Origin of the sequence: Runella salmonicolor, assembly GCF_024158025.1 — a bacterium.
In the GTDB taxonomy this organism is placed as follows: domain Bacteria; phylum Bacteroidota; class Bacteroidia; order Cytophagales; family Spirosomataceae; genus Runella; species Runella salmonicolor.
In genome coordinates this window covers 1,168,968-1,193,188 of the sequence record NZ_JAMZEL010000001.1, presented here as the reverse complement: position 1 = coordinate 1,193,188, position 24,221 = coordinate 1,168,968, and the positions used below count along the sequence as shown (strand labels likewise).

Genomic DNA, 24,221 nt, shown 5'->3' with positions numbered 1-24,221 from the left:
GTGGATTGTAGAATACTTGAACAAAGATACAGAATGATTCCTTAATTTTGCTCCATGCTTGCTTTCCGATATTTACTCAAACACCCGTTTCACATCCTCCGAAATCCAGCCGGTAGGGAGTTGTTGGGGCTATTTTGGCGCTATGGCGACCGCCCGCGCTACCAACCGACCAAGGTTAAATTTGGACATTATCAACTGGAAGTGCCCGATGCTTTTTCGTGGACGTGGCAATACGAAGAAATTTACGTCGAAGCGTTTTATAAATTCAACACTTCCGCGTCTGCACCCGTGATTTATGATTGCGGGGCCAACGTCGGTATGAGCGTTATTTACTTTAAGGAATTGTACCCACAGGCGCGTATCAAAGCCTATGAAGCGGAGCCAGTAATTGCCAATTACTTGACCCAAAACCTAAAAACTAACTGCATTAATGATGTAGAAATCGTCCAAAAAGCGGTTTGGAAAGACAATGCTGGCGTGTGGTTTGGCGAAGGTCAGGCCGACGATGCCTCTATTTATGGCCAAGGCAGCAAAAAGTTGGTTCCTTCGGTGCGCTTGCGCGACGAGTTGGCGGTAGAAACCCGCGTTGATTTTCTGAAAATTGATATTGAAGGAGCCGAAATTGATGTTTTGCCCGATTGTGCCGATGTGCTCGACCGCGTGCAACATTTGTTTGTAGAGTTTCACGCTTATATCGGCCAACCGCAAGCCTTGGCGAAGGTCATCGAAGTGATTGAAAAAGCAGGGTTTCGGTATTACATTGACACCAATCAGCACCGTAAAGCACCTTTTGTAAATCACCGTTATCGCAACAACGATGTCATGGATTTACAGTTAAATATATCGGCGTGGCGGGTATGAAAGTCGTACATCTGAGTACTTACCATACCTTTGGTGGGGCTGCGATTGCGGCGCTTCGACTACATCATGCCTTGCGCGGCATTGGGGTGGAATCGTCGGTATTGGTGCAGCAAACTGAACGCGAGGAAGAGGGTGTGCAGGGACTTGCGTCTGGTTTTATTGAAAAAAAAATAGCATTTGCACGGTTTGCAGCGGAACGCGCCTATTTTTTGTTTCATGAAAAAGACAAAAGCGTTCGCTTTCATTTTTCACCCTTGTGGGCTGGCACCGACGTATCCGCTCATCCGCTCGTGCGCGAAGCCGATGTCATTCATTTGCACTGGATAAACTTCGGATTTCTGTCTTTACATTCATTAGAAAAACTGTTTGCGCTCGGTAAACCCGTAGTCTGGACGATGCACGATATGGCGACCTTTACGGGCGGTTGTCATTACAGTCGTGAATGCGAACGCTACCTTACACATTGTGGATTTTGCCCTTATGTACGAAAGCCCAGCGCCACAGATTTATCATCTCAGGTGTTTGAGCAAAAGAAAAAGCTGTTTTCAAATGCTCCGCTGACGCTCGTTTCGCCCAGTCGATGGCTGGCAGAATTGGGCACGCGTGCCGCGCTAACCAAACACTTGACTTCGCTTGCCATTCCCAATCCCATCGATACATCCGTTTTTAAGCCTGCTTCGTCTTCAGAAATCGACCTAAATCCCGCTAAAAAATGGATTCTTTTTGCGGGTGTCAATACCCAAGACCCGCGCAAGGGTTTTGCCTACTTTAAAGAAGCAACTCAGTTATTAAAAGACCGACTTGAAGACTGGGGTATTGTCGTTTTTGGCAAAACCGAACCCGATGCCCTTACCGATATGGGCTTGGAAGTAAAGTCGTTGGGAAGCTTACCAGCGCACGAAGTTGTCAAGGTGTATCAGGCCGCCGATGTGATGGTGGTTCCTTCGTTGGAAGACAATTACCCCAACACCGTTATTGAAGCCATGGCCTGTGGTACGCCCGTGGTGGGTTTTGATTCGGGCGGAATTTCCGAACAAATCGAGCACAAAAAAACGGGCTACGTGTCCCAGTTGTATTCTGCTGAAGACTTAGCCAAGGGCATTCGGTTTGTATTGGAGGATGCTGATTATGAGCAATTAAAGGCCAATAACCTCCAGGTGATTAGGCAACGAAATAGCTTCGGGGTGGTGGCAAACGCGTACTTATCCCTCTATCAAAAGCTGACAGAAATGCCTAGATAGCGAGTAGAGGCGGTAGGCCTGAGATCGCAGTTTTGAGAAACTGCTTTCACGCAATCTCGCGATTTTGAGAAGCCGCCTCCACGCGCGAGTGGTTTCTCAAAACCGCGAAACTCCCCTAAAACTTGAAACCTATTTCCCAGAAATCGAAATCAGTTATTGTTCAACGGCTTTGATGCTGTAATTTTTGGTCAATTGCCACAACAGACTGGGAGCAAAGCGCTTGAGATAAGTGCCGAGCGTTTCTTTAAAGCCCGCAATGATAATCTCGTGTTTTCCTGCTTTGAGCGCATTGACCATTTTGCGGGCACACACTTCCGCTGGAATTCCTTTTGCTTGATTTTGGTCCATTTTACCAAAAGGTTTGCCGTCTTTTCCGATCGCATTGAGCGAAATATTGGTTTTGATATACCCTGGACACGCCACCGTTACCACGATGCCATCGCGCCAAACCTCACCCCGCAACGAATCAAAAAAACCCTGAATGGCGTGTTTGGAGGCACAATAGAATGTCCTGAATGAGGTGCCGATTTTGCCGCTCACGCTGCTCGTGACCAAAATGCCCCCTGATTTTTGAGCAATCATGTGCGGAAGCACTTCGCGGGTGAGGAGGACTACACTGGTGAAATTGGTATCCATCAATTTTTGAAAATCGGCGGGCGCAATGTCCAGAAATTTTTCCCGTTGGCTGATGCCCGCGTTGGGAACCAATACGTCTATTTGCCCGAAGTGTTGAAGAACGGTTTGGGTTTTTGCCCCAAATTCTTCAGGTTTCAACATATCAATCGGTAAGATTAGAACGGAAGCATCGGGCAGGTTTAGGCTTTTTTTGACGCGCTCCAATTCATCCCGCCGGCGGGCAGAGAGCACCAATTTTGCGCCTTGTTTGGCAAATTCATGGGCCAATGCTTCGCCAATACCCGACGAGGCTCCCGTTATCCAAACTATTTTATCGGTTAGGTTCATTAAAAACTAAATTCAGAATGAAAAGATGATTGTATTTCTTCCGCAATATTGCCCATTTTTGCGCGTTAATTCCACCAAATACACGACATTATGTTTTTTCGCGCCTGCTTTTTACTTTCGGCTACACTGCTTATTTCTACTTCTCTTTCGGCTCAGCATTTTGCGCTGAGTCGGCTTTTTTATCCTAATGCTACCCTTCGTGCCGACTATATGCCCGAAGCCAACATGGGCAATAATCAGCGTTATGGCCTTTCGCGGACGTCGTTCAATGGCATTATTCCGCTGCGGAGCGAGGTGGATGTGTCTTTTAGTTTGCGTAAAAAGTTTGATTTGCGCGCGCGCCATTTTTTGATGCTGGCCAATGTTTCTCAACTCAAACCTACCCAAAACGGCATCATTACCCCGGATAACGGTTACAAAACAGCATCGGTGGGAGTGCTTATGCTTCAGGCCAGCCTGCGCGACCGACTCTGGATTTATGGCGGAGGGTTGGGCGTAACGGAGTCCAACGAAACGTTTTTTACGCCCCAGCCTTTTTTCTGGGGAGGGGCTGCCCGAATGCGAATTTTGGGGATACATACCCAGATTGCCTACGGAACGGCCGTTATTTATAACCAAAAATTTCGTTTGATTCCCGTTTTTGGTCTCAACAAACGCCTTGGCAAACAGTGGCGTGTGTCGGCTTTATTGCCTTTTCGGTTGGATGTCAACCGCCGCTTCAACGAATGGTTTAACATTGATATGATTGGTGCCTTTGACGGATATAGCGGAGGTTTTCAGCAGGTTATGAATGCCGAAAAAATGTTTCGTCGCAGCAATTATCAGCACGTTAAGTTTTCGGTGGCCGCCAATGCGCATTTGTTTACTGTTTTCAATGTGTCGTTGGAAGCGGGATTAGGAACCTTTCGCCAGCTGCGCACTTTTAACTCTGCCCACGAAAATTTGATTACCCAAAAACCCAACATTGCGCCCTTTATCGGGGCAAGCGTGCGCTACATTACCAGTAAATCAAAAATGTCTAATCAATTTACCAAGAAATTGGGCTTAGGCGGAGAAAGCGGCATTAACTGGTAGGCTTGGCAGTCAACTGAAGCCCGACGACTTTTTTGGCGAGCAATAAATAAAGCGCCATCACCACCACCCATTGGGTAACCATGAGCGGAAAGTTTAGCTCGGTAGTCATCCACACGGTTGAGCTTGGTACTGAGCTGCTTGGGTAGCCTACCAACAGAAAAGCGTACATATTGTTGGCCAAGTGAATGCCCAGTGGCAGTTCAAGTGATTTGTCCATGACGCCCAACAGCGCAAAAAACAGACCGACACCGATGTAATATACCATCGCGAGGCCCAATGAGCCTACGGCCTCAATCTCGTCGTTGAAACTGTGCGCAAGTCCAAAAACCGTGGATGTAATAATGATGCCAGCCCAGAGGTTCCACGAGCCAATTCCCTGCAAAAGGTACCCTCTGAAAAAAAGCTCTTCAAAAGAAGTTTGAAGAGGAAGTAAGACAATGGCCACGACCAACGAGGGTAAAAAGTCCTTCAAATTGAGCGAAAACTGGTATTTGTCAGGAAACAGTAAGTAAGTAGCGGTTTCTACTACCGCTGAGCAAACCATCCAAAGCCCGGCGGATTTGAGTATACGAGGCCAATTGACAACCCCCGAAGGCGAAATCATCGTGAGTGGATTGCGTTTGTGGAGGTGTTTTACGCATAGCCAAAGCACCACGAGCGAAGCCACAAAGCCCAACAACATCAGGGATGTAATAAGATAAACGGGCAAGGCCTGAGGGTCATCTTTCCACGTGACCATGGCCCAAGCGCCCGGAATTGAGCCAAGAAGATTGGCGATAAATACTAAGATAAACACAGCGACGTACACGCCAAATTCGTTACGCCCCTGCCGAGCGGCATCAATGAAGGGGTTGATTTGCATAGGGTAAAGGTCTTATGAAGGCCGAAATAAGCACATTTTCTTCACTAATTGATACGAGTCAGTGAATTACACCTATTGGAATAAGAAAAATAGCTTGTCGGATGCAGTTTTCAGTCTACTAAGCTACCCTAATCGGCAAAGTAACCACAATCCATAGGGACGTTGAGCATCAAAAAACCCCCTTTTCGCTTTTACACAAAAAGGGGGTAGTCACTATTTGAAGGTTGATGAAATGTGTTTCAAAGTTGAACAAAACAAATAAAATCTGCTTTGTTTTTCATTGAATGCTCAAAGCTAATGTAAAATTCAATGTATCTACAAATAATTTTTAAAAAATATCCTTAATTGAATATTTTTCTTGATAAAATTATATATTATCCACAATTAGTCGCTATTTTGTTTGAATAACTATTGGTTTTAAAAATTAAATGAAAAAATTAAAAATCAGAAAATGTGAAATTTATTTTCTTGTTTTTTACTATTTAAAAAGAAAAAAATGGCGAAGATTAATAGATACAAAGAGTTTTGTCCAAAAAATAAACTTAATTATGTTTAGCACTATTTTGGTATAATTTTGAGAAATAGACTACGTGGCCATAACTATACTTTATGCCGTCAGCACCTTCATCATTGCTTCTGGATAACGCAGTCCTGCTACGGCTTCTTTGGGGCTGATGCGTTCGAGTTCGGCCAATTCTTCCTTGGAGAGCATTATGGTGAGTGCACCTAGGTTCTCCTTTAAGTAAGAAACTCGTTTGGTGCCGGGGATAGGTACGATATTTTCGCCCTGTGCCAGTACCCACGCCAGCGCTAACTGTGAAGGTGTAATGCCGCGCTCTTCGGCCCAGCGTTTGAGTAAATCAACGATGGCGAGGTTTTTGGCAAAATTTTCGCCCATAAAACGTGGCGAATTCCGTCGGAAATCATCGGGAGATAAATCTTCAAATTTTTGAAACTGTCCCGTCAAAAAACCTCGCCCCAGTGGACTATAAGCAACCAAAGTAATGCCCAGTTCCTTACAGGTAGGAATGACGGACTCTTCAATATCGCGGCTCCAAAGTGAGTATTCTGACTGAACAGCCGAGATGGGATGTATCGCATGGGCGCGTTTGATGGTTTGTGCCGACACCTCCGAAAGTCCTATGTAGCGCACTTTTCCCGCTTTTACAAGCTCACTCATGGCACCTACCGTTTCTTCAATGGGGGTAATTTGGTCCCAACGGTGCAAATAATATAAATCAATGGTATCAATACCCAGGCGTTTAAGGCTGGCATCACAACTCGCTTGTACGTATTCTGGGCGTCCGCTGAAGGCTCGCTTGGCGGGGTCGTTGGTGTCGCGTATGATGCCAAATTTGGTGGCTATCACTACCTCGTCTCGGCGTTGGCGTACCACTTTTCCAACGAGTTCTTCGTTTTTAAATGGCCCATAGGCGTCGGCAGTGTCCAGAAAATTTATACCTTCGTCGAGGGCCGTATGGAGGGTCTTGAGGGATTCGGTATCGTCGGTGGCACCGTAAAACTCAGACATTCCCATGCAGCCTAAGCCGATGGACGAGAGCGAAATCGTACTGTTTCCTAGTGGGCGTTTTTGCATTGCTTTGCGGCGTTTGTGTGTTATTCAAAACCAATAAAAATGGAAACAAGTTTAAACAATCAAAAAATAAAACACCTCGAAACCCTTCTCCAAAAAGACTTAGGAAGGCTATCGGATGAAGAGATGAAAATCTTGGTTTCTATGAGTATCAGCCGTATTTTGGTGGACAATTCGGTGGATGATGCCCGACAAAAAACTACTTTTGGCGAGCGGGTAGCGGATAAAATAGCGGAATTTGGCGGTAGCTGGACGTTTATCATTTCGTTTGGTCTTTTTATCGCCGTCTGGATATGCGTCAATGTGTGGTTGTTGCTCAACAAGGGTTTTGACCCCTATCCATTCATTTTGCTCAACCTTATATTGTCTTGTTTGGCCGCTTTGCAGGCCCCAGTCATCATGATGAGCCAGAATCGTCAGGAGCAAAAGGACCGCGAACGTGCCAAAAGTGATTACGAAATTAACCTCCGTGCCGAGTTGGAAATTCGACTTTTGCACGAAAAACTAGATTATGTGATTCATAAACTGGAGACGAAGAAATGAAAAGGCTACCCCTGAATGAGGCAGCCTTCTTGAAAGAATAGCGGATAAACTTACATTACATCGCGCCTGCTTTAATATCATCCACCACTGTGGGGTCCAGAAGCGTGGTCGTGTCGCCTAGATTAGAGGTGTCTCCTTCGGCGATTTTACGCAGAATTCGGCGCATGATTTTTCCCGAGCGCGTTTTGGGTAATCCTCTGACAAACTGGATTTTATCTGGTTTGGCAATGGGCCCAATGATGCGCGTCACGGTGGCTAAAATATCTCGGCGCGACAGGTCTTCGTCGTCGAGGGTGTTTTCACAAATCACAAACGCATAAATACCCTGCCCTTTGATGTCGTGCGGATAGCCCACCACGGCACTCTCGATGACGTCGGCGTGCATGTTGATGGCGTTTTCTACTTCGGCGGTTCCGATGCGGTGCCCGGATACGTTGAGCACATCATCTACGCGGCCCGTGATGCGGTAGTAGCCGTCTTCGTCGCGGAGGCAGCCGTCGCCCGTAAAGTATAGATTTGGATAGGTCGAAAAGTACGTCTGCCGACAGCGCTCGTGGTCGCCCCAAGTGGTACGGATGATAGACGGCCACGGATATTTGATGCAAAGATTTCCACTCACGCCGTTTCCTTCTATTTCTTTGCCGCTTTCGTCGACCAATATCGGTTGTACCCCGGGCAGCGGCAAGGTAGCGTAGGTTGGCTTGGTTTTGGTCACTCCCGCGATGGGCGAAATCAAAATACCGCCCGTTTCGGTTTGCCACCATGTGTCTACAATCGGGCATTTACCTTTACCGATGTGTTCGTTGTACCAGTTCCATGCTTCTTCGTTGATGGGTTCCCCCACCGAGCCCAGCACTTTGAGCGAACTAAGGTCTTTGCCTTCGACGTATTTCAAGCCAAAGCCCATCAACGACCGAATGGCCGTGGGGGCGGTATAAAGAATGTCTACTTTGTGCCGGTCAACAATATCCCAAAAACGTCCCGCATCGGGATAGGTCGGGATGCCTTCAAACATCAGAGAAGTAGCTCCACTCAACAGCGGGCCGTATACGATGTAGCTGTGGCCCGTAATCCAGCCCACGTCGGCGGTACAGAAAAATACTTGGTCTTTTTCGTATTGGAATACATTTTGGAACGTATACGCCGAATACACCATGTAGCCGCCAGTGGTGTGCACAACGCCCTTGGGCTTGCCCGTTGAGCCTGATGTATAGAGAATAAACAAAGGGTCCTCTGAATCCATCACCTCGGGCCGGCAGTCCGACGTAACTTGCTTCATTTCACTTTCCCACCATACGTCACGGCCTTTAATCATCGAAATGGGCGTGCGGGTATGGGTCAGTACGATAACTTTTTGAACCGAAGGACACGCAATCAGGGCGTCGTCAACGGTATCTTTCATGGGGATATTTTTATTGCCACGCGCCGCACCGTCAGAGGTTACAATAACTTTACAGTTAGAATCAATGATGCGGTCGGTCAACGATTGGGCCGAAAACCCACCGAATACGACCGAATGAACAGCACCGATGCGCGCACAGGCCAAGATAGCGATGGCTGCTTCGGGCACCATTGGCAGGTAAATACACACGCGGTCGCCTTTGACAACGCCGTTGCGCTTGAGCACGTTGGCAAAACGACACACTTGGTCGTGGAGCATTTTGTACGTGAGCGTTACGCTGGGTTCAGAAGGGTCGTTGGGCTCCCAAATGATGGCGGGATGATTGCCTAGTTCGCGCAAATGACGGTCGAGGGCGTTTTCGGTGATGTTTGTTTTTCCACCTACAAACCACTTGATGTCGGGGGTGCTAAAATTCCATTCGAGCACTTTTTTCCACGGCTTATGCCATTTGAATTCCTGAGCTACTTCGGCCCAGAATCCTTCGGGGTCTTCTACACTGTGCTGATAGGCGGTTTGGTACTCTTCAAATGTACGGATACGCATGATATCTGAATGTGTTTTGGTAAAAGTTAACGTGGTTAGGAAGGTTGTTGATGAATGCGGGTCTAAAAATAACAAAACATTTTCCCGTTTGAGTGAAATCGCTGTCCTAAAATTGCTAAAAAGGTATAGAAAGTAATGAAAATCAGATGACTGCAAATTCTCCGAATCCTTTGCCAATTTTTCGGTTCTGCAATTTTTCGGCTATTTCTCCTAAAATCGCTGGGTCGTCAATTGTAGAAGGAACATTGTAAGATTCGCCGTCGGCGATTTGGCGCATCACTTTTCGCAGGATTTTTCCCGAACGAGTTTTGGGCAAACGTTTTACAATTAACGCACTTTTGAAGTACGCCACAGCCCCGATTTGTTCTCGAATCAGCGTCACCAATTGCGTTTCAATCATTGGCTCGTCGATGGCCATTCCATCTTTCAGCACCACAAACGCCACGGGGCGTTGTCCGCGCATTTCGTCCTGAATTCCCACCACGGCACATTCCGCCACTGCGGGGTGCGAAGCCACAAATTCCTCCATTTCACCCGTAGAAAGGCGGTGCCCCGCTACGTTGATGACATCATCTACGCGGCCCATGATGTATACGTAGCCGTCGTCGTCTTTGTAACCACCGTCGCCCGAAAAATAATACCCCGGGAATTTAGAAAGATACGATTCCTGAAAGCGGGCATCGTCGTTCCAGAGCGTGGGTAGGCAGCCGGGAGGTAGTGGGAGTTTGAGGCAAACGTATCCTTCGTGGTTGGCTTCCAACGGCTGTCGGTCTTCGTCCAGAATCTGCACATCAAACCCACAAACGGGTTTGGTAGCGGAGCCGGGTTTGACTGGCAAAAGCTCCACACCCGTCATGTTGGCAATCATCGGCCAGCCAGACTCTGTTTGCCACCAATGGTCAATGATGGGTTTATTGGTTATTTCCTGCAACCATTTGAGGGTAGAAGGGTCGCAGCGCTCTCCAGCTACGAAGAGCTGTTGGAGGCAGCTAAGGTCGTATTTTTGGAGAAATTCAGCCTGTGGGTCTTCTTTCCGGATGGCGCGAAATGCCGTGGGTGCGGTGAAAAATACTTTTACCTGATGTTCTGAAATAATGCGCCAAAAGGTGCCCGCATCGGGGGTTCTAACGGGTTTTCCTTCAAACAAAATGGTGGTACAGCCCTGAATAAGAGGTGCATAGATAATGTATGAATGACCAACTGCCCAGCCCAAATCAGAAGCGGCCCAATACACATCTCCGGGTTGAATGTTGTATACATACTGCATCGAAAATTTCATGGCAACGGCGTGCCCCCCGTTGTCGCGAACGATTCCTTTGGGTTTGCCCGTGGTACCCGACGTGTACAAAACGTATAGCGGGTCGAGGGCGTCAACGAGTACGCAATCAACGGGCTCGGCCTGCGCAACGGCGGTGCTGAAATCAACGTCGCGCCCCGCGTGCATGAGAGCGTGAATTTGGGGACGCTGTAAAATTAAACAGTGAGGTGGTTTAAATTGGGCGAGGTGAATGGCGTCGTCGAGCAACGGTTTGTACGGAATCACCCGCTCAAACTCAATACCGCACGAAGCCGAAATAACAACTTTAGGACGCGTATCGTCAATGCGTATGGCCAGTTCGTGCGGGGCAAATCCTCCGAAAACCACCGAATGAACCGCCCCCAAACGGGCGCAAGCCAGCATCGCAAAAGCCGCTTCGGGTACCATCGGCATATAAATCACGACACAATCTCCTTTTTCGACGCCCAATTGACGCAATGCCCCTGCCAATTTTGCCACCTCCGATTGAAGTTGAGCGTAGGTGTATTTTTGAACGCTTTTGGTCACCGGAGAATCATAAATAAGCGCCACCTGCTCCGCCCGGCCGTGTTCCACGTGATAATCCACGGCCAAGTAGCAGGTATTTAGTGTTCCCCCTTCAAACCACCGATAGAACCCCCTTTCGTTCATCGTTAATGTCTGAACGGGTGCGTTATACCACGCAATTTTGGCGGCCTGTTCGGCCCAAAAATCCACAGGACTAGCAAGGCTGGCTTCATAAAAGCCTGCATAAGAGGGTGTTGGTGATTTCATGAGTAATGAAATTTAAAAGGGGAAACTACACGGCGCTCATCGTAAGTGCGTTTACTTTGGCCACCATGTCGCGGGTTGAAAACGGTTTAGGTATGTATAAATCGGCGCCAAGATCATATCCTTTTTGCAGGTCAGTTTCGCGGCTTTTTGAACTCATAAAGATGACCTTGGCATGTTGATATTCTGGTGAGCTTTTGATAAAACGGCACACCTCATACCCGTCGACTTTGGGCATCATAATATCTAACAAAACAACGTCTGGAATTTCGGTGCGAACGATATCAACGGCTTCTTCGCCGTCGCGGGCAATGAAAACTTTGTATCCTTCCTTTTTCATCAGGAATTCCAGCGACATCAAAATATTGGGCTCGTCGTCTACTATTACTATTTTTATATGTTGGCGTGTCATATAGGCAGTATGTTCGTAGGGTGACCTAGGAGTTTTGAGTGAATAACGTTGTAAAATAGAAAATTTATTCTCTTAAAATAAAATTGTGATCGCAAAGAGATATAGATATTACACCGGAATTTCAAAAGTAAACAACGCTCCTTCACCTACTGTACTCTGCACATGAATGCTTCCTTGATGCAGTTCAATGATTTTTTTGGAAATGGCCAGCCCCAATCCACTGCCTTTGGGCTTGCGGGCAAGCGGGGCATTTCCTTGGTAAAATTTATCAAAAATCAGGGCTAGATGTTCCGCACTGATGCCGGGTCCATTGTCTTTTACACTGATAGAAAGGTAATTGCCGTCTGCCATTGCCCTTACTTCGATGAGCCCGTTTTGGGCGGGACAAAATTTGATGGCGTTGGATAACAAATTGATGAGCACCTGCATCAGCCGGTCAAAATCTCCGTTTATCTTGGGTAGTTTGGTCGCGTAAGAGGTTTGAATGACAATACTTTTTTCGGTGGCCAAGGCATTAATGGAATTGATAGATTCGTCGATAAGGGTTTCGGGGTGAAATGTTTCTTTGGCCAATTGGTATTTTCCAGTTTCAAACCGTTCCAAATCAAGCACTTGGTTGATGAGCCGGGTCAGGCGGTCTGATTCTTTGATGATGGTACTCAGAAAATGCTTTTGCTGGTCTTCGTCCATGTCAGGATTGTCGTGGACAATTTCCGACAATGCCCGAATGGAGGTCATGGGCGTCCGGATTTCGTGCGTAACCGTCGACAGAAAATCATCTTTTTCGCGGTCGGCCTGTTGCAGACGCTCATTGGCTTCCCTGAGCTGACCCGTGAGTTGCTCCAGTTCGCGCGATTTGCGCGTCAGCTCTTCGTTCACAAGGCGCAATTCTTGTGACGTTTTTAAAATATCAATCACCTCATCCACCGTTACGGGTTCTTCTTTCGCCACCGACGCCACCACCACCCGCGCCGAAGCAGCCCCAATGGCACCGCTGAGCATTTTTTCGGCATAATTGACCAACTGCGGGTCGGCATATTTGGCAGAAAGGGCAAGTTTATTGCGTTTGACGTAGAGCGTTATGGCCCGTTGTGCGCGCATTTCCCCGAAAAATTTACTTAAAAGATTCGTTATGTCAGTCACCAAGGCTTTTCCTCGCCAAGCCACCGAACGTTCGTAAGACGTGTCGTATTTGAAAATATCGACAAACAACGCGGCTTGGTTGTGCTCTACGGCACTTTGGGAGAAATTTAGCGCCCCCAAAACGTAGAATGAAACGTTAAATAGTAACGACCAAAAGACGCCGTGCGAAAGGTTGTCCATCCCCTCAAGCCCCAGAAATGCTTCTGGCCTAAGCCAATGAATGTGCGCGGGCCCATGCGCCAAAAAGTCGGAAGAGATAAGGCCATTTGAGGCCATTGAGGGAATAATCAGGGTATAAAACCAAACAGTTGTTCCTGCCAAAATTCCGCTCATCGCTCCCGTCAGATTGGCCCGTTTCCAACAAATTCCGCCCAAAGCAGCGGGAGCAAACTGCGCCACTGCCGCAAACGAAACCATGCCGACCGATACCAACGAGTACTTGTCACTGACGTTTTTGTAATAAGCGTACGCTAGCAAAATAATGACGGCAATAAATAAACGACGGGCCGTAATGACAAAACTCCCAATCGAAGACCCCATACGTTCTTGCCACCCCCGACGGCTCACCAAAAACGGCATCAGTAAATTATTGCTGAACATCACCGTCAGGGCGGTACATTCCACGATAATCATGCTTGTCGCTGCCGAAAATCCGCCCAAATAAGTCAGAAAAGCCAAGCCTTGTTGCTTAAAATGCAGTGGTATGGCCAGCAGATAGGTGTCAGATTTGATGGCTTCGCTGGCAAAAAGCAATTTTCCGCTGAGGGCAATTGGTAGCACAAAAATGTTGATAATCAGCAGGTAAAGTGGGAATAACCATTGCGCTTTTTTGAGGTGATTTTCGTCGATATTTTCCACCACCGTTACCTGAAACTGACGCGGTAAAAACAGAATGGCAATGGCGGCCAGAAAGCAATGCCAGAACCAATTCCCCGTTTGGTTTTCGGGTAAAGTAAATAGTTTACGAAGTTCGGGGACTTTCACGGCGCGGGCGGCGATGTCGTCGAAGCCGTTGAAAATGCCGAAAGTAATGAAGACTCCAACCGCTAAAAACGCAAATAACTTGACCAGCGACTCAAAGGCAATGGCCGCAACGAGGCCTTCGTGGCGTTCGTTGGCTTCTAGTTTTCGGGTTCCGAATAGAATCGCAAACACAATCAGCATCAGGGCGATGTAAAACGATTGGTCGCTCCAAAACGACTGATTGGGCGAGGTATCATTGCCCGAAAGAATCAGAAAGCTGCTCGTAATAGCTTTGAGTTGAATGGAAATGTAGGGGATGATGCCCAGTAAACATACCACGGTCACAATCACGCCCAAGGCGCGGCTTTTGCCATAACGGGCGGAGATAAAATCGGCAATGCTGGTGATTCTCTGGACTTTACAAATGCGAATAATCTTCCTGAAAATAATCCACCAAAGCGGAATCACGAGCGTAGGGCCGATATAAACGCTTAGGAAATCTGGCCCCGATTCGGCCGCCCGACCCACGCTGCCATAAAACGTCCAAGCGGTGCAGTAAACGGCCAATGAAAGAGCATACACGTAAGGATTATTCACCCAACTGCGCTTGTGGGACGAGCGGCGCTCGGCCCGGTCGGCAATCACAAACAAGAGCAACAGGTACAATAAAGACCAGCAAATAATCCAAAAACTACTCATCTTCTGCTTTAGATTGACGAAGTAACCACGCCGTAGCCCCAATAATCAGTAACCATGCCCCAAATAGAAAACCGTAAAATACGGGGATACTCCCGATAAATGTCGGCTTGTTGAAAATCGAAAGAAAGGGGGTATTGAAGAGGACAATAGCCACTACACACAACGCCACTAATGAAATTTTACGATTTGTATTCATAAGAAGGGATAAAGTGAAGGTGCCTGCTAAGCGTTGCCGTTATAAAATGATTGCCGAAGAGCGATACTACTTCGACAATCATTCAAACTACTAAACCCTAAACCTAACTTTTACTGTCGTATTCGCCTTTGAGGGCATAAATTCCAAAAGTAGCCAGGCTCCCTACAATAAGAGGACACAAGATAAAGGTGTAAATTCCCGCAGGAATCAAGTCTTCAGGTTTGCCCGTGCCAAATTTGGGGATGGCCTGATTGATTAATAAATAATACCCTGCGGCGGCACCCACGGCCAACCAGATAATACCTGCTAGTCTTTTTATCGTATTCATTGTCTTTGTTGTTGCTAAATCAGTTGAAAAATAGGAGCAATGAGCGTTTTTGTTACTCGTTGATTTGGTGAACTAGTCATTCACGTTGCGGTCTTTACCGTTGATGTACAATAATCCAATGACAAAACAGATTCCTGCAATGACAATCGGATACCAAAGTCCTTCGAGGTAAGGAGCGGCGTTGGGCAATGCTTCCCCCGCTTCTTTGGCGATGTCGTTGGCTTTGCCAGCCGAGGCAACCAAAGCGGTGGCGATGGTAGGCAACAGTCCACCAAATACGCCGTTTCCGATGTGGTACGGCAACGACATAGACGTGTAGCGAATGCGGGTCGGAAACATCTCAACGAGGAAGGCTGCGATAGGGCCGTAGACCATTGTTACGAAAATCACCTGAATGAAGACTAGCCAAATAAGCGTCCATTTATCGCTGTCATTGATGGTGACGAGTTTCTTGACTTCAGGTTTTACAGGGGCCGCCGAAGCATCGGCTAAGATTTTTTCAATCTTCTTTTCTTCGTATTGAGTGCCGTCCGTATATTCTTTTTTGGTGGTAGTGACAATGAGCGAATCTTTGGTTTCAACCCCGTCTTTTTTGTCCAGCGTGCGGGTTATGCCTACCGTTGTTTTTTCGGCTACTTCCGTTTTATTTTGGATGTTGGTGGTCTGGTACATTTTCTCGTAAATCGGACGGTACGACAAAATGGCAATCAACATACCGGCAAGCATGATGCCTTTGCGGCCAATCTTATCAGACAACCAACCGAATAGCACAAAGAATGGCGTGCCCAACATCAGCGCGTAGGTCATCAGCGCGTTGGATTGCTGAAGGTCAATAGCCATTACTTTTTGCAGGAAGCTCAACGCGTAAAATTGCCCCGTGTACCACACAACTCCCTGACCCATAGTGGCTCCCAATAAAGCCAGCAACACAAATTTGAAGTTGTAACGGTTGCCGAATGATTCTTTCAGCGGATTGGTAGAGGTTTTGCCTTCGGCTTTTGCTTTGGCAAACAACGGCGATTCGTGCATATTTTTACGAATCAAGACCGAAACGTAGACCATGATGATGGAAACCAAAAACGGTACGCGCCAGCCCCATTCGGCAAAAGCCTCTTTCGACATGCTGTTTTGGGTCAATTGAATCACAATCAGCGATACAAACAACCCTGCCGTAGCCGTGATTTGAATCCATGAAGTCCAGAACCCACGCTTGTCGGCGGGAGAGTGCTCGGCCACGTAAGTAGCGGCGCCGCCGTATTCGCCGCCAAGGGCTAACCCCTGCAAAAGACGCAGTAAAAGCACGAGGGTAGGGGCCAAGAAACCGATGGTTTCGTAGCTGGGAATCAAACCAATCATGAACGTAGCGCCGCCCATCAGCAGCAACGTGACCATGAAGGTATATTTTCGGCCAATAAGGTCACCTAAGCGGCCAAAGAAAATGGCCCCGAAAGGACGAACCACAAAGCCTGCGGCAAAAGTGGCTAAGGTAGAAAGAAAAGCCGCGGTGGGGTTACCGTCTGGAAAAAACTTGGTGGCGATAATCGTCGCCAAGCTTCCAAAGATGTAGAAATCGTACCACTCAATCATCGTACCGACCGACGATGCCGCAATGATGGCCGCTAAGCTTTGTTTTTTCTGCGCTTTGGTATTCGTTGTTGCAGATTCTGACATTAGTGTAGGAAAGTTAGGTGTTATAATTAGAGAAAATATAAGGGTTTCGGAGGAGGGTTTTACTTAACCAAACTCAAAGATACGTTTGGAATTGAACGATAAACTCACCTTTGTTGCCATCTATGACATCTTTGGCCGTGTAGATGGGGCGAGTTGAGTACTGTAAAGTGATTTTTGCGTGGTGCCCGTCGATGAAAAAGTTGCTGCCGAGGTCAAAGTAGCTGCCTGTTTTACTGAGGGCTTCAAACTTCTTAGACGTGTAAGCGGCAAATGGCTGAACGCGGATTTTGGGTTTATCGCTGGTTTTGGGCAATAAAATTCCTGCTTGTGTATAGAAAATGGAGCCTGTTCCCATCATTGGGCGGGCATTTCCCGCGCCCGCCAAGGCTTTTTTATCGGTAAACTTGGGGTCAATGGTGCCAATATTCATGATGCCGATGTTGCGGAGGTAGTTGGGACCAAAATTGTAATTAAAATAGCCGCTGTACATCGTAATGGCCGCATTTTTCTCTTTTTTACCGATCGGCATATCCAGAAATGCATCCAACGCTAGCAAGTTTATTGCATGTTTTTGTACAATTCCATTTTTCAGGCTTTGTGTTCCTTCTTTTTGAGAATAAAACCCTGCGCCTACATTAAATACCTTTTTGGTGCCAACGTAGGTGCCCACTTTGAAAGGAAGGGCATTGGATTCTCGGTCAAAAAATTCATATTCTAAATAGCCTGCCAGCGCGGCTTTACTCTGGCCATTGTTGTCAACGGCTACGCCTTCGGTGGCCGTTCCGTTGGTGGCAAACGGTTTATTTAATGCCAAACGATACTCAAACTTGCCCGCTTTTCCTTTGGCAAAGATGCCGTATTGGCGGGCAAATTGATCGCTGTTTTCGATAAGTGCCCAGTTGAATATGGGTGCATCAACGGCCAAATAATTAAGGGTACTCGACATGGTCATTCTTGAAATCCCCATTACGTAGTGCAGACCAGCCCCAATATTCATCGTAAATTTGTTGGGCTTTTTTGTCTCGGCATTGATGGCGGGGATGACGGTATATTCACTCCAAAAATCATGGAAAAATAGCCCGGGTTTTTTGCCAGCGCCATACCCACCCGTTCCGGAAGTGCCCGCAGCACCGCCGTTCAGAAAAGACTGATTGTTGACACCAAAGTGAGCCAATACCATAAATCGTGAACTGACTTGGGCCATTGCTAACATCCGTAAGCGCCGACCACCCACATCAAACGTTTTGTCTTGGGGTGTTCCGTTGACTAACGTGCCAGGATTGTTCTGTACAGACCTAGCCCATATCTGACTCCAAGTAATCAAACGCACGTATTTAGTGCCTTCAGGATTTATATTAAATTTCATTCCTGAACCATAATCCGTAGAGCCTTGGGCGTAGCTATGGGCGTAGCTTGCAGCAAAAATCAATACTAAAAATAACTTTTTCATTGTCGGTTAAGAGGAGAAGGTTTCGAAAAATTCGGACTGCATTGCAATCGAAGCCCCGGCGCCTTGGGCAGCAATCGTGATTCAAAACACCATAAAATACAATAAATAAAAAAAATATTGATATAGCTTTGGTCAATTAGTATAGGTAAAGGCAAATAAAACACCCGATTTGCCTTATTTTATATTAATAATGGTGCCCAAGTCTAAATATTCTGTGGTAATTGAAGAAAAAAGCAGAATATTATAGGGTATTTTGGCGCTAATTGAAGTATAAAGGGGCACAAAATAGGAATAGGCACCCCGAAAAGTGCCTATAGTAATTTAGCAAAAGTATATTATATTAGCAATAAATAAGAGAAATAGGGGAGAATGCAATGCCTTGTTTGACTAAAAAGAATTCTTCGGAGCCTCAATCTTTAAATCGTTCCCATTTAATCATCATAAATTTATCGCCCAATTCGGTCACAATCATGCCCGTTCCTTCGAGGTTTTTGCGGTCGGCATAAAACTCCGCCAATTCCTTATGGCTCATTACTTTATAAGTGGCATGATGCGTGATTCGGTCGGGCATTTTGATTTGGTATTTTTTGACCCAGTTCATGACCGATACGTGACTGACGCCCAACAAACGCTCGATTTCGCGGAAACTCACCCCTTCAATATACAGCTGGAGGGCTTTGATGACGTAATACGAACTAATGCCTTTGCCGAGTTTGTCGACGGTAAAATTGTAATCGCATTTTTTGCACCGAAACCGTTGGCGGTTTTTAATAATTCCGTTTTTGACAGTTTCTAGGCTATCGCATTTGGGGCATTTCAAGGTTGCAGCCATTGATGAGAGAAGGTTTAGTCGGGTGAAAAAAGATATTTCGCTATAGTAATTTACCAAATCTAAATTGCCCCGTTCTATGAAAAAATGCTTTTGATCATTTTTGGGGTGGATGTGCTAATTTTAGATAGATAGCCTTTAGGCTTGCTTATATTCGAGGCAAAAGAACAGTTTTTTGTTTCTCTATGCTGAAAAGTGCCGAAAAGTACGGATAATTGTTGCCTGTTCTGTTGGAGCCTAAAACAATACCTTACATGTCATTTTCAATCAATTATCAAGTAGAAGATCAGCTGTCTGTTGATGAATTTATATCAGTACTCAATCGCTCAACCTTAGGCGAGCGTCGCCCCGTTGAGGATACTGAGCGGATAGCAGATATGCTCAAAAATGCCAATCTGTTGGTAACGGCGCGCGACAATGGCGCGCTCGTTGGCATATCGCGGGCCATTACTGACTTTGCTTTTTGTACCTATTTGTCAGATTTGGCGGTGGACGAAGCGTATCAAAAACAGGGCATCGGTAAGGAATTGATTCGGCAAACAAAACTGGCCGCGCCCCGTGCCAAACTCATTTTATTGTCGGCGCCCAAAGCAGTAGAGTATTATCCCAAAATAGGCATGAAACATCATCCGCATTGTTATTTTATAGATACGGTAGAAGAACTGAAATGACGTTTCACAAAGAAGCTAAAACTTGAGTAGCATAGATGAGTTTAACTTAACAAAAAAGCAGAAGGGTTCACCTTCTGCTTTTTTGTTAAGTTATTCAATAAGAATCTCTTAAGCTATTTTTCGGACATGGCTTCTTCGTTGACAAATGACATCGCCACCTGTGTTAGCTCATCGTCGGCCGAGTGTTCTTCGTCCAACGTAGCCTGTAAAAGTGCCTGCACTTCCGTATGGCCCATAATAGCGGCCAAAGTACGCAGGGTACCATAGGTTGCAATTTCGTAATGTTCAACTTTTTGGGCTGCCAAAATCAGGCCGCAATCCCGCACCATGGTGCCGTCTTCGGTATCGTCAATGATTTCGTTGGCCTCTCTGATTAGTCCTTTAAGGGCTTCACAGGTTTTGGTTTCAGGTTTTTCGTCCAATGATTCAAAAACCTTTTTCAAACGTTCTACGTGGGTTTGCGTAACGGCCAAGTGACCTTCAAATGCCTTCCTAAGTTCGGTTGAAGTACTGGCTTCGGCCATTTTTGGTAGGGCTTTCAGCAAATGATTTTCGGCCCAATAAATGTCTTTAATTTCTTCCAAAAACAATTGATGAAGCGGAGATTGTTTCATCTCTTCGGTGATTTGTTGCTTTTTCATAACCTTGTTTGTTAAAGTTAAATGATAAGTTATGACCGAAAAGATAAAAAAATCATGCTAACTTAAAGACAGGGTTTCTTGGGAAATAACAACCTCAAATTGTGCATCAGTTCAAGAAAAGGCTTCCCAAAAAGGCACACTTTTGGGAAAGTTGAAACAAAAAAAGCGAGCTTTTGAAAGCTCGCTTTTAAAGAAATGTTGAGAAATGAAAAACGGATTTACAGCTTGTTGCAGACTGTATTCTCCTTATTTTACATTTATCAGTTTTACATTTTTCGGTTATTTATACTTTACAATCCTCCGAAATCAAAGGATTCCAAGTATTTGGTCGTAAATATCCCTGATTTAAAGCCGGGGTCGTCCATGAGGCGGATATGGAAAGGAATCGTGGTTTTGATGCCTTCAATGACGCATTCCTGCAAAGCCCGTTTCATGCGGGTCATTACTTCCTCGCGTGACTGACCGCTTACAATAATCTTCGCAATCATGGAGTCATAATTGGGAGGAATGGTGTAGCCGGCATACACGTGGCTATCGATACGAACGCCGTGACCGCCCGGAAAGTGCAATTGCGTAATCTTGCCGGGGCTTGGGCGGAATCCGTTGGCGGGGTCTTCTGCGTTGATACGGCACTCCATTGCGTAGCGCTGTGGGGTGTAGTTTTGTCCCGAAATTGGCTCACCAGCCGCCACTTTGATTTGTTCCTTAATGAGGTCAAAGTTGGTTACCTCTTCCGTAATCGGGTGTTCTACTTGAATCCGGGTATTCATTTCCATGAAGTAGAATTCACCGTATTTATCGACCAAAAACTCAATGGTTCCTGCACCTTCGTAATTGATGGCCGAGGCACCTTTGATGGCGGCTTGTCCCATGCGCTCCCGAAGTTCGGGGGTCACGATGGGAGAAGGTGTTTCTTCAACCAGTTTTTGGTGGCGACGCTGAATCGAGCAATCGCGCTCCGAAAGGTGGCATACTTTGCCGTATTGGTCGCCTACCACCTGAATTTCAATGTGGCGGGGTTCTTCTACAAATTTTTCGAGATAAAGGCCGTCGTTGCCGAAAGCCGCGCCCGATTCCATTTTGGCATCATCCCACGCTTTCTGAAACTCACTTTCATCCTTGATGATACGCATTCCACGTCCACCGCCCCCCGCGGTTGCTTTCACAATGACGGGGTAGCCAATTTCTTTGGCCAATTCTTTGCCTTGTTCTACCGAGTCAAGCAGTCCTTCTGAACCTGGAATTACGGGTACGCCCGCGGCTCTCATGGTTGCTTTAGCGGTAGCTTTGTCGCCCATGAAATTAATCTGCTCGGCCGTGGCTCCGATGAATTTGATACCGTAATCGGCACAAATTCGAGAAAACTCCGCATTCTCCGACAAAAATCCGTAGCCGGGGTGAATGGCGTCGGCGTTGGTGATTTCGGCGGCCGAAATGATGTTTGGAATATTCAGGTAAGACTGACGGCTCGCAGGGGGGCCAATACAAACCGCTTCGTCGGCAAAACGTACGTGCAGACTTTCACGGTCGGCTGTTGAGTACACCGCCACGGTCTGAATTCCCATTTCGCGGCAGGTACGAATCACCCGTAAGGCGATTTCCCCGCGATTGGCAATAAGTATTTTTTTGAACATAATTTTGAGTCATTGAGTAGTCATTGGTAATCAGGGGGTTGTCATAAAATCGGGGAGTTTATCAATCAAAACTTGATTGTTTCCGATATTTTACGGCAAAACTTGATTAACTCCGACGATTTAAATGGGTTCTACCAAGAACAAAGGCTGGTCGTATTCAACGGGAGTTGCATTTTCAACCAATACTTTCACAATCCGGCCCGATACTTCCGACTCGATTTCGTTAAAGAGCTTCATGGCTTCCACGATGCAAACTACTTTGCCCGCCGTAACCTCATCGCCTATTTCTACAAAAGAGGGTTTATCGGGGCCACCTGAGCGGTAGAAAGTACCAATCATTGGTGATTTAATGGTCAGGTACTTTGAATCATCAGCCTTGGGAGCCACAGGGGCGGCGGTAGGCTGGGCGGCGGGAGCCGCGGGCTGAGGAGCCGCTACGGGCGCTGCTGCTACGGGGGCAGGGGCGGCCGTTACATACGTAGCTGCCGCATTTTTCTTTACACTTACCTTAAATTCTCCGGTTTCGATATTGACTTCATCCAAGCCAGAATTAGCGATGAAGTCCAACAATTTTTGAATGTCTTTGATTTCCATTTTTTTAGTGGTTATTACGCAGTCGTCACTATTTTTTAGCGCCATGCCATCAATGATTGGCTACAATCAGTAGGAATTATTTTACGCGTTCTACATAATCGTAAGTGCGGGTATCGATGCGGAGTTTATCTCCTTCTTCGATAAACATAGGCACCATAATACGGGCTCCTGTTTCAACTTCAACGGCCTTGCGGGGGTTATTGGCAGTATCCCCTTTGATGCCTGGCTCGGCGTAGGTGACGACAAGTTCCACAAAAGAGGGTAATTCACAGGTGAGGGGGGATTCGTTTTCGGTATTAATGAGTACTTCAACGACTTGGCCTTCTTTCAGCAAATCAGCCGCCGTAAGAAGTTTTTCGGAAATAGAGATTTGGTCAAATGTTTCATTGTCCATGAAATTATAACCAGTTTCATCTTTGTACAAGTACTGGAAAGAGCGGCGTTCTACACGAACTGGATAAATAGCTACTCCTGAGTTGAAGGTGTTATCCAACACTTTTCCAGTGGTAAGGCTTTTGATTTTCGTGCGTACGAAAGCTGCGCCTTTGCCAGGTTTTACGTGTTGAAATTCAACTACTTGGAATAAATCGTTGTTGAAGTTAATGACCAATCCATTACGGATGTCTGCGGTTGTTGCCATACTTTTTTGAGTTACAGTTTTTGGTTGAGTAGTTGATTGGTAAAGCGGCTAAAACTACATTACAAACCCTTAAACTGACGATTATTTGCAAAATATAGGTTGATAAAAAAACATTAAAGAGCTGCTGGAAAGCTTAGTAGCCCCATTTGACATACACCGAGCCCCATGTGAACCCACCCCCAAAAGCGGCCAAAATCAGGTTGTCGCCTTTATTGAGTTGAGATTCATAATCCCACAAACAAAGCGGGATGGTAGCGGCGGTGGTATTGCCGTATTTCTGAATATTAAGCATCACTTTATCCATTCCTACTTTCATCCGATTGGCGGTGGCAGAAATGATACGTTTGTTGGCCTGATGTGGTACGAGCCACGCCACATCGTCGCCCGTGAGGTGATTGCGCTCCATGATTTCAGCGGCAACGTCGGCCATATTGGTGACGGCAAACTTAAATACCGAAGGACCATCCTGGTACGCATAGTGCCAGCGTTTATCGATGGTTTCGTGGGTGGGTGGGTAGCGGCTTCCTCCTGCTTTTTGGTTCAGGAAAGGCTGTCCGGCACCGTCGGAGCGGATAATACTGTCGATAATTCCAAAGCCTTCGGTGTTGGGTTCGAGCATTACAGCCCCCGCTCCATCGCCGAAAAGTACGCAGGTGGTACGGTCGGTGTAGTCGACGATGGCCGACATTTTATCGGCACCTACTACAATCACCTTTTTGTATTTTCCTGTTTCGATAAACTGAGAACCCACGGTCAGGGCGTACACAAAGCCCGAACAGGCCGCCTGAATATCAAAACTCCCGATGGATTTGATACCGACCATATCGCAGATAAGATTGGCGGTACTTGGAAAGATAAAGTCGGGGGTTGTGGTTGCGCAGATAAGTAAATCAACTTCTTCTGGGGCGGTATGGGTCTTTGTCAAAAGACCTTGTACTGCTTCAGCTGCCATGTGAGAAGTGCCTAGGCCTTCTCCTTTGAGGATGTGACGTTCTTTGATACCTGTGCGGGCGGTTATCCATTCGTCATTGGTATCAACCATTTTTTCCAATTCTGCATTGGTCAAAATGTAGTCGGGTACGTATCCTTGTATCCCCGTAATAGCAGCTCGAATTTGACTCATTTTTTACTTCGTAAAAGTTATTAGTTATCTGTGTCTCGGTTATACGTGAGTTCGTTTTTTAAATTCGAACCACGTT

General features: G+C 46.5%; 22 protein-coding genes. 5 read left to right on the top strand and 17 right to left on the bottom strand.

All coding sequences use genetic code 11. The features are described from left to right. The first annotated feature begins 54 nt into the window (after positions 1-54). Entirely contained in the window at positions 55-861 is an 807-nt protein-coding gene (locus tag NCI00_RS04880; protein ID WP_253525572.1) for an FkbM family methyltransferase, read from the top strand. Further along, on the top strand, positions 858-2,102 hold the full coding sequence (locus NCI00_RS04875; protein WP_253525570.1) for a glycosyltransferase: 1,245 nt from the start codon (positions 858-860) through the stop codon (positions 2,100-2,102). The genes NCI00_RS04880 and NCI00_RS04875 overlap by 4 nt, the downstream gene beginning before the upstream one ends. Before the next feature lie 153 nt (positions 2,103-2,255). Here the strand turns inward: NCI00_RS04875 and NCI00_RS04870 are convergent, their stop codons facing one another. Beyond that, positions 2,256-3,065 carry an SDR family oxidoreductase gene (locus tag NCI00_RS04870; RefSeq protein WP_253525568.1) on the bottom strand — a complete coding sequence of 270 codons (810 nt, stop codon included), beginning with the start codon at positions 3,063-3,065 and terminating at the stop codon, positions 2,256-2,258. A 90-nt stretch (positions 3,066-3,155) separates the two neighbouring features. Here NCI00_RS04870 and NCI00_RS04865 point away from each other — a divergent pair, with 90 nt between their 5' ends. Then, positions 3,156-4,139: a hypothetical protein gene (locus NCI00_RS04865; RefSeq protein ID WP_253525566.1), complete on the top strand. Its 984-nt coding sequence runs from the start codon at positions 3,156-3,158 to the stop codon at positions 4,137-4,139. On the opposite strand, the gene NCI00_RS04860 is transcribed toward NCI00_RS04865, so the two are convergent. Both NCI00_RS04860 and NCI00_RS04855 read right to left on the bottom strand, forming a co-directional pair. Beyond that, positions 4,129-5,001: a CPBP family intramembrane glutamic endopeptidase gene (locus NCI00_RS04860; RefSeq protein WP_253525564.1), complete on the bottom strand. Its 873-nt coding sequence runs from the start codon at positions 4,999-5,001 to the stop codon at positions 4,129-4,131. The genes NCI00_RS04865 and NCI00_RS04860 overlap by 11 nt on opposite strands. 607 nt (positions 5,002-5,608) lie before the next feature. Continuing rightward, the gene (locus NCI00_RS04855; RefSeq protein WP_253525562.1) at positions 5,609-6,598 is read right to left on the bottom strand and encodes an aldo/keto reductase; all 990 of its coding nucleotides are present in this window, start codon (positions 6,596-6,598) and stop codon (positions 5,609-5,611) included. Positions 6,599-6,637: 39 nt separating this feature from the next. On the opposite strand from NCI00_RS04855, the gene NCI00_RS04850 reads away from it, so the two are divergent. After that, the gene (locus NCI00_RS04850; protein ID WP_253525560.1) at positions 6,638-7,138 is read left to right on the top strand and encodes a DUF1003 domain-containing protein; all 501 of its coding nucleotides are present in this window, start codon (positions 6,638-6,640) and stop codon (positions 7,136-7,138) included. A 55-nt stretch (positions 7,139-7,193) separates the two neighbouring features. Here the strand turns inward: NCI00_RS04850 and acs are convergent, their stop codons facing one another. The 9 genes from acs to NCI00_RS04805 all read right to left on the bottom strand — a co-directional run bounded on the left by acs (position 7,194) and on the right by NCI00_RS04805 (position 18,845). Further along, complete coding sequence (acs, locus tag NCI00_RS04845) at positions 7,194-9,083, bottom strand: acetate--CoA ligase (RefSeq protein WP_166556940.1); 1,890 nt, start codon at positions 9,081-9,083, stop codon at positions 7,194-7,196. Between the two features lie 142 nt (positions 9,084-9,225). Continuing rightward, the gene (locus NCI00_RS04840; protein ID WP_253525557.1) at positions 9,226-11,154 is read right to left on the bottom strand and encodes a propionyl-CoA synthetase; all 1,929 of its coding nucleotides are present in this window, start codon (positions 11,152-11,154) and stop codon (positions 9,226-9,228) included. Between the two features lie 25 nt (positions 11,155-11,179). Continuing rightward, entirely contained in the window at positions 11,180-11,563 is a 384-nt protein-coding gene (locus NCI00_RS04835; RefSeq protein ID WP_114067296.1) for a response regulator transcription factor, read from the bottom strand. A 108-nt stretch (positions 11,564-11,671) separates the two neighbouring features. After that, positions 11,672-14,368, bottom strand: a complete 2,697-nt coding sequence (locus NCI00_RS04830) for a sodium:solute symporter family transporter (RefSeq protein ID WP_253525554.1) — start codon at positions 14,366-14,368, stop codon at positions 11,672-11,674. Beyond that, positions 14,361-14,564: a hypothetical protein gene (locus NCI00_RS04825; protein ID WP_114459881.1), complete on the bottom strand. Its 204-nt coding sequence runs from the start codon at positions 14,562-14,564 to the stop codon at positions 14,361-14,363. Before NCI00_RS04825 ends, NCI00_RS04830 begins: the two co-directional genes overlap by 8 nt. Positions 14,565-14,667: 103 nt before the next feature. Further along, positions 14,668-14,892: a DUF6814 family protein gene (locus tag NCI00_RS04820; protein WP_114067293.1), complete on the bottom strand. Its 225-nt coding sequence runs from the start codon at positions 14,890-14,892 to the stop codon at positions 14,668-14,670. 72 nt (positions 14,893-14,964) lie between these two features. Next, a complete protein-coding gene (locus tag NCI00_RS04815; RefSeq protein ID WP_253525551.1) occupies positions 14,965-16,563 on the bottom strand; it encodes an MFS transporter in 1,599 nt (532 codons plus the stop codon). 73 nt (positions 16,564-16,636) lie between these two features. Further along, positions 16,637-18,013, bottom strand: a complete 1,377-nt coding sequence (locus tag NCI00_RS04810; protein WP_253525548.1) for a porin — start codon at positions 18,011-18,013, stop codon at positions 16,637-16,639. A gap of 409 nt (positions 18,014-18,422) precedes the next feature. Beyond that, positions 18,423-18,845, bottom strand: a complete 423-nt coding sequence (locus tag NCI00_RS04805; RefSeq protein ID WP_114067290.1) for an IS1/IS1595 family N-terminal zinc-binding domain-containing protein — start codon at positions 18,843-18,845, stop codon at positions 18,423-18,425. Positions 18,846-19,096: 251 nt separating this feature from the next. Between NCI00_RS04805 and NCI00_RS04800 the strand changes: the two genes are divergently transcribed. Then, positions 19,097-19,513: a GNAT family N-acetyltransferase gene (locus NCI00_RS04800; RefSeq protein WP_253525545.1), complete on the top strand. Its 417-nt coding sequence runs from the start codon at positions 19,097-19,099 to the stop codon at positions 19,511-19,513. A gap of 113 nt (positions 19,514-19,626) precedes the next feature. Here NCI00_RS04800 and NCI00_RS04795 read toward each other — a convergent pair whose 3' ends face one another. The 5 genes from NCI00_RS04795 to NCI00_RS04775 all read right to left on the bottom strand — a co-directional run bounded on the left by NCI00_RS04795 (position 19,627) and on the right by NCI00_RS04775 (position 24,145). After that, the gene (locus tag NCI00_RS04795) at positions 19,627-20,154 is read right to left on the bottom strand and encodes a YciE/YciF ferroxidase family protein (protein ID WP_114067287.1); all 528 of its coding nucleotides are present in this window, start codon (positions 20,152-20,154) and stop codon (positions 19,627-19,629) included. Between the two features lie 290 nt (positions 20,155-20,444). Next, complete coding sequence (accC, locus tag NCI00_RS04790) at positions 20,445-21,788, bottom strand: acetyl-CoA carboxylase biotin carboxylase subunit (protein WP_253525542.1); 1,344 nt, start codon at positions 21,786-21,788, stop codon at positions 20,445-20,447. Between the two features lie 120 nt (positions 21,789-21,908). Continuing rightward, positions 21,909-22,382 carry an acetyl-CoA carboxylase biotin carboxyl carrier protein gene (accB, locus tag NCI00_RS04785; RefSeq protein WP_253525540.1) on the bottom strand — a complete coding sequence of 158 codons (474 nt, stop codon included), beginning with the start codon at positions 22,380-22,382 and terminating at the stop codon, positions 21,909-21,911. Positions 22,383-22,458: 76 nt separating this feature from the next. Continuing rightward, positions 22,459-23,022: an elongation factor P gene (gene efp, locus NCI00_RS04780; protein WP_166556949.1), complete on the bottom strand. Its 564-nt coding sequence runs from the start codon at positions 23,020-23,022 to the stop codon at positions 22,459-22,461. A gap of 133 nt (positions 23,023-23,155) precedes the next feature. Beyond that, on the bottom strand, positions 23,156-24,145 hold the full coding sequence (locus NCI00_RS04775) for a beta-ketoacyl-ACP synthase III (RefSeq protein WP_253525538.1): 990 nt from the start codon (positions 24,143-24,145) through the stop codon (positions 23,156-23,158). Between the last annotated feature and the right edge of the window lie 76 nt (positions 24,146-24,221).

Coding starts and splice junctions, on each gene's coding strand:
- NCI00_RS04880 (WP_253525572.1), top strand. CDS start 55: ATGCTTGCTTTCCGATATTTACTCAAACACCCGTTTCACATCCTCCGA.
- NCI00_RS04875 (WP_253525570.1), top strand. CDS start 858: ATGAAAGTCGTACATCTGAGTACTTACCATACCTTTGGTGGGGCTGCG.
- NCI00_RS04870 (WP_253525568.1), bottom strand. CDS start 3,065: ATGAACCTAACCGATAAAATAGTTTGGATAACGGGAGCCTCGTCGGGT.
- NCI00_RS04865 (WP_253525566.1), top strand. CDS start 3,156: ATGTTTTTTCGCGCCTGCTTTTTACTTTCGGCTACACTGCTTATTTCT.
- NCI00_RS04860 (WP_253525564.1), bottom strand. CDS start 5,001: ATGCAAATCAACCCCTTCATTGATGCCGCTCGGCAGGGGCGTAACGAA.
- NCI00_RS04855 (WP_253525562.1), bottom strand. CDS start 6,598: ATGCAAAAACGCCCACTAGGAAACAGTACGATTTCGCTCTCGTCCATC.
- NCI00_RS04850 (WP_253525560.1), top strand. CDS start 6,638: ATGGAAACAAGTTTAAACAATCAAAAAATAAAACACCTCGAAACCCTT.
- acs (WP_166556940.1), bottom strand. CDS start 9,083: ATGCGTATCCGTACATTTGAAGAGTACCAAACCGCCTATCAGCACAGT.
- NCI00_RS04840 (WP_253525557.1), bottom strand. CDS start 11,154: ATGAAATCACCAACACCCTCTTATGCAGGCTTTTATGAAGCCAGCCTT.
- NCI00_RS04835 (WP_114067296.1), bottom strand. CDS start 11,563: ATGACACGCCAACATATAAAAATAGTAATAGTAGACGACGAGCCCAAT.
- NCI00_RS04830 (WP_253525554.1), bottom strand. CDS start 14,368: ATGAGTAGTTTTTGGATTATTTGCTGGTCTTTATTGTACCTGTTGCTC.
- NCI00_RS04825 (WP_114459881.1), bottom strand. CDS start 14,564: ATGAATACAAATCGTAAAATTTCATTAGTGGCGTTGTGTGTAGTGGCT.
- NCI00_RS04820 (WP_114067293.1), bottom strand. CDS start 14,892: ATGAATACGATAAAAAGACTAGCAGGTATTATCTGGTTGGCCGTGGGT.
- NCI00_RS04815 (WP_253525551.1), bottom strand. CDS start 16,563: ATGTCAGAATCTGCAACAACGAATACCAAAGCGCAGAAAAAACAAAGC.
- NCI00_RS04810 (WP_253525548.1), bottom strand. CDS start 18,013: ATGAAAAAGTTATTTTTAGTATTGATTTTTGCTGCAAGCTACGCCCAT.
- NCI00_RS04805 (WP_114067290.1), bottom strand. CDS start 18,845: ATGGCTGCAACCTTGAAATGCCCCAAATGCGATAGCCTAGAAACTGTC.
- NCI00_RS04800 (WP_253525545.1), top strand. CDS start 19,097: ATGTCATTTTCAATCAATTATCAAGTAGAAGATCAGCTGTCTGTTGAT.
- NCI00_RS04795 (WP_114067287.1), bottom strand. CDS start 20,154: ATGAAAAAGCAACAAATCACCGAAGAGATGAAACAATCTCCGCTTCAT.
- accC (WP_253525542.1), bottom strand. CDS start 21,788: ATGTTCAAAAAAATACTTATTGCCAATCGCGGGGAAATCGCCTTACGG.
- accB (WP_253525540.1), bottom strand. CDS start 22,382: ATGGAAATCAAAGACATTCAAAAATTGTTGGACTTCATCGCTAATTCT.
- efp (WP_166556949.1), bottom strand. CDS start 23,022: ATGGCAACAACCGCAGACATCCGTAATGGATTGGTCATTAACTTCAAC.
- NCI00_RS04775 (WP_253525538.1), bottom strand. CDS start 24,145: ATGAGTCAAATTCGAGCTGCTATTACGGGGATACAAGGATACGTACCC.